Below are 7,622 nucleotides of genomic sequence, written 5' to 3'. Positions count from 1 at the left end.
AAGACCAAGGAAAGTAAACGAATCATGCAAACATCCATCATTCAAGCAACGTCATTATCAAAAATAGTCTCCACTAAACAGGAGCAATTAACAATCCTTGAAGAGGTTAATCTTGAAATCTTTGCCGGAGAGAGCGTGGCGATCGTCGGCACATCCGGTGCGGGTAAGTCCACCTTGATGACGTTGTTAGCCGGTCTCGACACCCCGACAAAAGGCGCAATCCAGCTGCTAGGTAAAACCTTATCAGAGCTGGATGATGAGCAAAGGGCGAAAATACGCAGTGAATCGGTTGGGTTTGTTTTTCAGAGCTTTTTGCTGATACCGAGCTTGAGCGCGTTAGAGAACGTTACTTTGCCATGCTTACTGAAAGGCGAAGACGAAAACATTGAGCGCGCAAAAATGTTGTTAACGTCGGTAGGACTTGAGCATCGAATGCATCACTCTCCCTCTCAGCTGTCAGGGGGTGAACAGCAGCGTGTTGCTTTGGCGCGCGCTTTCATGATTGAACCGAAAATCCTCTTCGCCGATGAACCGACGGGAAATCTGGATGAACACACCGCAGCGAAAGTGATCGAGCTGTTGTTTGAACTCAATAAACAGCACGGGACGACCTTAGTGCTGGTGACCCATGACAGCGAGCTAGCACGTATGTGCGATCGCACCATAGTCATGTCGGCTGGTCAGATCAAAGGAGAGTAGGGATGGCACACTCTCGTTTAAACTCCCGTCTAGTGCGCTGGAGTGTCAGTGAAATTCGTCAAGGCCAGCTCTGGCCGATTGCCGCCGCGCTGACGTTAATTATCGCCTGCATCTTTGCCTTAACTGCTTTAGCGAACCGCATGGAGCAGGTCATCGTCAAACAGGGCAAGCAAGCGTTAACGGCGGATGTGCAGTTCAGTAGCTCGAATCCTCTGCCCGAAACATTGCTACAAAACGCCGCGGCATTGAATATGGACACTGCGCGTCAAACTCGCTTTGCCACCATGGCGTTTAGTGACGCGCAGATGAAACTGATCACCGTTAAGGCGGTAGAGTCGAACTATCCGCTGCAAGGTGATTTTCGCTTAAGTGATGGCCAAGGGGAAAAAGCACGAGTAGCGCCTGGTGAGCTGTGGCTTGACGAGCGTCTATTTGCCCAGTTAGAGGTTACTATTGGTGACGCCGTCACTATTGGTGATGCCGATTTCACCGTTACAGGACGTGTATTAGAAGAGCCAGGGCTAAGCTTCAATCCATTTCAGCAAATGCCGTCGGTCTTTATCCACATGGATGACATCGATAAGACAGGCGCTATTCAGCTCGGCAGTCGCGTGCGCTACAACCTATTTTTGAATGGCGACGACACCAGCATAGAGACGCTAAAAAGCCGCATTGAACTGACCCCAAGTGAACGTTGGCGAGATCAAAACAGTGCCAGTCGTACCAACGATGTTTTCCAGCGCACTCAGCAATATTTGTCTCTCAGCGTCGCGATTGTGGTCATTATGGCCGCAACCACATTGGTACTGACCTGTCAGCACTACGTCTCTACTCGCACCAAGACCATTGCCATGTTGAAAAGCCTTGGCGCCACAAAGCAGTGGATTGTCCGCTGGCTTTCTATTCAGGTCGCGATACTGCTACTGACAGCGAGCGTGCTTGGCTTACTGATCGGTGTCGGGTTAGAAGTGTTACTCCGCATTCCTCTGGTTGACTTGCTACCTAATCCACTCCCGAGCTATGGCTTGACGCCTGCGCTGGTCGCGCTTGCCAGCAGCGTGTGTATCGCCGTACCTGCCCTTGGGATTCCTCTTCATCGTTTAGTGAGTGTCAGTGCGGTCAATGTGATGCAACCCCAAGCAAGCGACACGGGCCATAAGTCAAAGTGGTTGATTCTGGTGCCTGTCGTGCCGATGCTCGTGGCATACTACGACAACATGTTGGTTTGGATTGTCATGCTGGGTATGGTGCTGCTGTTTGTGCTGCTCGGCGCGGTGAGTCTGCTTGTCACCAAGCAGTTAGCCAAAATGCCACTGAGTACGTCATTCAAATTGGCGCTCTCGCGCATCAACCGCTCAATGACGGCAACCGGTTTGCAATTTGGCGCTCTTGGGCTTTCTTTGATGCTGCTGGCCGTGATGTGGCTCGTTCGCACTGATCTACTCTCTGATTGGCAACGTACTATTCCGCCAGATGCGCCGAATGCCTTCGCTCTGAATATCGCACCTTACGAAAGAGAGGCCTATTTAGAGGTGTTGGACCAAAATGGGATCACTCGCTCCGACGACTATCCCATCATTCGGGGCCGCTTGACGAAAATTAATGGGCAAGATGCGAAAGAAGCCTCTGATGGCGGAGAAGGCAACGACGCACTGCGTCGTGAGCTCAATTTTACCTACGCCGAGGGGATTCCTGCACACAACGAGTTGCTTGAGGGTGAGTGGACTGAAAAGGGCGGCGTGTCCGTTGAGTCGGATGTCGCTAGCGATCTGGGTCTAGCGATTGGTGATGAGCTTGAGTTTGTGATTAACGGCCAAACGATAATTGCGATGGTGAATTCTGTGCGTGCCGTAGAATGGCGTGATATGAAGCCTAATTTTTACTTCATTTTTACGCCGGATGTGCTAGAGCAAATCCCAGCGACGTTTTTGGTCAGCTTTCGCGTCGACGACCAACATGACGGGTTGCTCAATACTCTGTCAAAGGCGCACCCAACGGTTAGCTTGATGGATATTCGTCAAATGGGTGAGAAAATCCAATCGCTGCTTGAGCAAATCGTTTGGTCGATTACCTTATTGGCGGCACTTGGCGTCTTGGCAGGGTTACTTTTGATCTTTACGTTGCTGAGGCTAAGTCTGTCACAACGTAAATCAGAGATGCAGCTCTACCGAACGTTAGGTGCGAGTCGAAAACGGGTCACGCGCACCATTTGGGCAGAATATGGCTTGATGGCATTGATTGCTGGTTTGATTGCCGCACTGGGGGCAGAAGCCGTAGTCGGTGGGATCATTTACTTCGGTTTTGATCTCACCCCAAGCTTGCATTATTTGTTGTGGTTAACCATGCCAATCATCACGTTTTGCACACTGGCGTTGGTTGTTTTCAGTATGATTAAAAAACTGTTAGCCCCTATAAATAAAGAGTTTAGCTGACGCTGTTCGGGTCAAGTTATTCAGTTATCCACAAAAACGGTGGATAAGGTATGGGATAACTTGACCTGTAGATAACTCACTAAATCGCGCAACGCTAGGAAAGTTCAAGCATGCAGCAAAGTTGTTATTCACAGAATCGATTTTTCTATGAGTTCCAATTTTTCAGTCAAGCATTTTTTTCAACTTTTTATGATGAAAATGTCATTCATATCCCTTGCAAAAAAAGTGATTTTTATCACCGTTTTTTAAGAGTAAAATAACCGAGAAATGAAACAACTAGCCGCGCAGATGTCACAGATCAACACACAGCCAAGTTCAACGTCCATCGTCATTATTGGTGGGGGCGTTGCCGGCGCCACGGCCGCTGTCCATTTATCCGAACTTGGGCAAAAAGTTACCCTCATTGAGCGAGGCGCGAGCCTTGTCAGTGGACCGCCGATTTGCCATCTCCATGCTGGTGGTAATTTGTACCGGGAAATCTCGACGGAGCAATGTATTGAATTGCTTGAACAGTCGATTGAAACGGTGCGTCTTTACCCTCAAACCATCAATCGTCGCCCAACTCTTATTGCTGTTCCTATTACCGATCCCGGCAGTGTCGATGAGGTCGAATCTCGCCTGCAAACCATCCGTGATTGCTACCAGACCTTAGTGGACCGAGACTCGGCCAATCAAGTGCTAGGCGCACCACAAGATTACTATCGCTGTTTTTCAAAAGAGGAATTGCAAGCACTGGCGACGCGCACTCAACCTGAGGCACCAACAAGTGTTGAAGAATGGGTGATTCCTTTTGCTCAGCATGCCGACCTCGATGCGCTAAAGTACCCTGTGGTTGCAGTGCAAGAGCACGGTTGGAGTGTCTTTCGTTTGGCCGCGAGCGCAAAACTCACACTCGCTGCACATCCAAATTGCCAATTGCTCACCTCATGTGAAGTCACCGATCTTGAAGAGAGTGTGAACGGCTGGCTGATTCGTTATCGCGATGACAATAACCGACTGCACGAACTTCAAGCTCAATACGTCATCAACGCCTGTGGTTATCAAACCGGCACGATTGACGATCTGGCTCAAAAGAAACGTCAGCGTTTGGTGGAGTTTAAAGCCGCATATGTCACGCGATGGGCAGAGTGTGATCAGGTATGGCCCGAAGTCATTTTCCATGGTCAACGGGGGACGCCAGCAGGTATGGCGCAACTGACCCCGTATGCAAATAAAGTGTTTCAACTGCACGGGATGACGAAAGAGATTACCTTGTTTGATGAGGGGTTGGTTGCCTCGGATGATCGTTCTTCTCAGCCCCAGTTACCGGCTCCCCTAATCAAGACGTTGAATCAAGGCTGGGACGAGTCCGTGGCCAAAGAGCGCAGCCTGCGTGCCGTACGACACATCGGTCAGTACGTGCCTGACTACCATTCGGCGGATTACTATGCGCTGCCTTTGTTTGGCGCGCAGCAAATACCAGGACGAGATGACTCGTTAAGAGCCGCAGACGTTTCGTTTGAAGCCAATCACTATGCACGCATCGAAGTGGTCAAAGGTTCATCTGCGCTTGAAGCAGCAAGAAAAGTGGTGACTCAATGGGGCTTGTATGATTACCGGGGAGCCTCCATTGAGGCTCTTCATCCGGTGTGTACCCGCTTGGTGGCGAGCGACGTTGAACAAGAAGCGAAACGCATCGCGATTGAGCGTGGCTACCCTGCAGAGTTGGCGCAAGTCTATGGTGAATCCCAGTAAAGCAGCTATCACCACACCGTGTCATCGAATGATACAAAAAGGCGCCAATCGGCGCCTTTTTGTTATTTCGCCGCCCGCTTGGCCGCGACTAAGCTTAGTCAATACAACAAAAATGATGGCAATGAATTAATAGCCGAAGAAGCGCGCCCACTGACACCAGACATCTTGTAAACCGAGTAAATCGCCCTTTTCAAACGTCACGGTTTGGCCCGGCCGAGCTTGAGCGATACGTGGTAGGTCAATACGGGCCACACAGCCTAATTTGGGATAACCGCCGATCGTTTGTTTGTCACTGAGCAAAATAATCGGGTCGCCACTTTTGGGTACTTGTATTGCACCTAACGCAATTCCCTCGCTCAACAGTTCCGTATCCGGTGGCGTAATTGTGTTCCCGCGAAGGCGATACCCCATTCGATTGATGTGCTGGCTTACCTCAAAACGTCGGCTGTAAAAGGCACCGATCGCGTCTGGAGAAAACTGCTCACTTTGATACCCCTCAATTACGCGCACACGAATGGGGAGGTTGTAATCAGGGCGGTAGCGAAATGAAATCTGTGTGGTTTGGCGGGATAATGGGTGGTAAGTAAACGCCAGTTGATCCCCGGCTTTAAGTGCGCGGCCTTGCTCTAAGCCGCCGAGCGCTTCACGGGTGACGGTGGACACACTGCCCAATACTGGTGACACATCAAAGCCCCCTTTAATGGCAAGGTAGCTTCTTAGCCCGTTGGCCGGAAGACCAAAGCTCAACGTTTGCCCTTTACGGGCGACAAATGTTGACCAGTTATCTATGCGCTGACCGTCGAGTTTAGCATTGAGATCCCCACCTGCAATGGCGAGGTTGCAGTGACCATTGAAACGAAATTCCGCTTGTCCCAAGGTAATTTCAATGGTTGGGCAATTGACCGGGTTATCGAGCAAATGATTCGCCCAACTGTAGGCGTAATCATCCAAGGGACCGCCTTGGGTAATGCCCAAATGCGCCAAGCCAAATCGCCCAAAATCTTGGATGAGGCTCAGTTGTCCAGGTTTGATGACTTCAACGTAAGACTTCATAAGGCAAACTCCCCATCAAGCGACCCACCGAGTTGAAGAAACTGTTCTCGATCGACGGCCTTAAAGCGCACTTGAGAGCCGACACTGTACGGCAGCATCTGCGCTTCACCGGGTGTGAACAGCGCTAATGGGCAGCGTCCAATGATGTTCCACCCACCCGGTGAATCACTCGGATAAACCGCAGTATGATGATTGGCAATCGCTACGCTGCCTTTGGGAACATTGACGCGCGGCGTACTTTGACGTGGCAGTTGTAATTGAGGCGTGACTTGACTCATAAACGCAAACCCAGGCGCAAAGCCGATCGCAGTGACACTGTAACACTCTTGGGTGTGCAGTTCGATTACTTCGTCCAATGTCATACCTTGCTCGAAATAGATCGCTAAGTCTGGCCCTACATCCGGATGATAGTAGACGGGTAATTCAACGATCTCTGCGCTATGGCTTACTGGCGGGCTGGCTATGGTGCTGTCCAAGATGCGTTCGACGCGTGGGATAAAATCGAAAATGGAGATTCGGTGAGGTAAATAGTCAATCAACAGAGTGATGTGCGAGGGGGTGACGTTCATCAGCCATTGCGCTAACTGAGACTGAACGTTTTCGCCACAGTGCTGGATTATACTCGACAGCTCTGGCGAAGTGGCCGCGTCAAAGGTGACTAAAATACTGCACTCGGCAACGGGATCGATGGTATAGGTGATCGTCATCTGTTACTCCATGCTGGTGCGGATTTGCTTGATAATATCGATGGCCGCCAGATTATCGCCGTGTACGCATAAGGTATCCGCCTCAATATCAATCGCGTAGCCCTCTATGGTGCGCACTTTGCCATATTGGGTGATTTGGCGAACTTGGCTAATGATATCTTCGGCGTTGGTAAGGACCGCATCGGGCAGCGTTCTTGGTGCCAGAGTTCCATTGGCGAGATAGCGTCTGTCAGCAAAAGCTTCAAACAGCAAAGGCAACTCATACCGGTCGGCAATATCAAGTAAAGGCTGGTTATCGAGCACGGCGAGCGTCATTAAAGGGACATTGAAACAAGAGACGGCATCAGCGACCGCATCGAACAGCGATAAGTCCTTAAGCATGTCATTATAAAGCGCGCCATGTGGTTTGACATAACTGAGTTCTGTGTTGTGCGCTTCACAAAGCGCTTTAAGCGCGCCAACTTGATAGATGATCATCGCAGTGACTTCTTCGGGGCTCATGGCAAGGCTTCGGCGTCCAAATCCTTGTAAGTCTGGGTAACTGGGATGGGCGCCAATCTTGACGTTGTGTCGAACCGCGAGCGCGACAGTGTGTGACATAATGGTTGGGTCAGAAGCGTGGTAGCCGCAGGCGATATTGGCCATGTCTACGTGGGGCATCACCAAGGTGTCATTGCCCATCGACCAAGCACCAAAGCTTTCACCCATATCACAATTCAACAAGATTGCGCGTTTTGCCATGCATTTACGTCCCTTTATGCTCATTAGTGAGATTTATCGTACAAACAATCCGAGTTGCGTTCAAATTTTGAACGGCGTCACTGAGCGTGTTCCTATCGTGTTGCTAAGCTTAAGCACAAACCGCATCAAAAGAAAACAGAGCAGTTAATGTTTTAGGTAGCAAATAGTGTTTTAGGTAGTGGGTGAGGGGCGAAGCGCTCAAATGTGATATGAAAAGGGTCAGCGGCGATAGAAGTGGCGTTTGTATTCAGAATCG

General features: G+C 50.2%; 6 protein-coding genes. 3 read left to right on the top strand and 3 right to left on the bottom strand.

Annotated elements, in window-relative coordinates; all coding sequences use genetic code 11:
- Nucleotides 1–24: 24 nt before the first annotated feature.
- The 3 genes from AC6R1A_RS15730 to AC6R1A_RS15720 all read left to right on the top strand — a co-directional run bounded on the left by AC6R1A_RS15730 (nt 25) and on the right by AC6R1A_RS15720 (nt 4,865).
- On the top strand, nt 25–699 hold the full coding sequence (locus AC6R1A_RS15730) for an ABC transporter ATP-binding protein (protein ID WP_334551835.1): 675 nt from the start codon (nt 25–27) through the stop codon (nt 697–699).
- Between the two features lie 2 nt (nt 700–701).
- Entirely contained in the window at nt 702–3,131 is a 2,430-nt protein-coding gene (locus tag AC6R1A_RS15725) for an ABC transporter permease (RefSeq protein WP_500634026.1), read from the top strand.
- A gap of 267 nt (nt 3,132–3,398) precedes the next feature.
- Nucleotides 3,399–4,865 (top strand): FAD-dependent oxidoreductase, encoded by a 1,467-nt coding sequence (locus AC6R1A_RS15720; protein WP_500634025.1) that lies wholly within the window; start codon nt 3,399–3,401, stop codon nt 4,863–4,865.
- A 126-nt stretch (nt 4,866–4,991) separates the two neighbouring features.
- Here the strand turns inward: AC6R1A_RS15720 and AC6R1A_RS15715 are convergent, their stop codons facing one another.
- The 3 genes from AC6R1A_RS15715 to AC6R1A_RS15705 are packed head-to-tail and all read right to left on the bottom strand — an operon-like array spanning nt 4,992 to nt 7,366.
- Nucleotides 4,992–5,918 (bottom strand): 5-oxoprolinase subunit C family protein, encoded by a 927-nt coding sequence (locus AC6R1A_RS15715; protein ID WP_500634024.1) that lies wholly within the window; start codon nt 5,916–5,918, stop codon nt 4,992–4,994.
- Complete coding sequence (locus tag AC6R1A_RS15710) at nt 5,915–6,625, bottom strand: 5-oxoprolinase subunit B family protein (protein WP_500634023.1); 711 nt, start codon at nt 6,623–6,625, stop codon at nt 5,915–5,917. Before AC6R1A_RS15710 ends, AC6R1A_RS15715 begins: the two co-directional genes overlap by 4 nt.
- 3 nt (nt 6,626–6,628) lie before the next feature.
- Nucleotides 6,629–7,366, bottom strand: coding sequence for a 5-oxoprolinase subunit PxpA (locus AC6R1A_RS15705; RefSeq protein ID WP_500634022.1), 738 nt, complete (start codon nt 7,364–7,366; stop codon nt 6,629–6,631).
- Between the last annotated feature and the right edge of the window lie 256 nt (nt 7,367–7,622).

This window comes from Vibrio sp. R10-SG3-ISO3 (genome assembly GCF_059834225.1).
The sequence above is the reverse complement of the archived record's forward strand: the minus strand, read 5'-3'. Positions and strand labels throughout refer to the sequence as shown.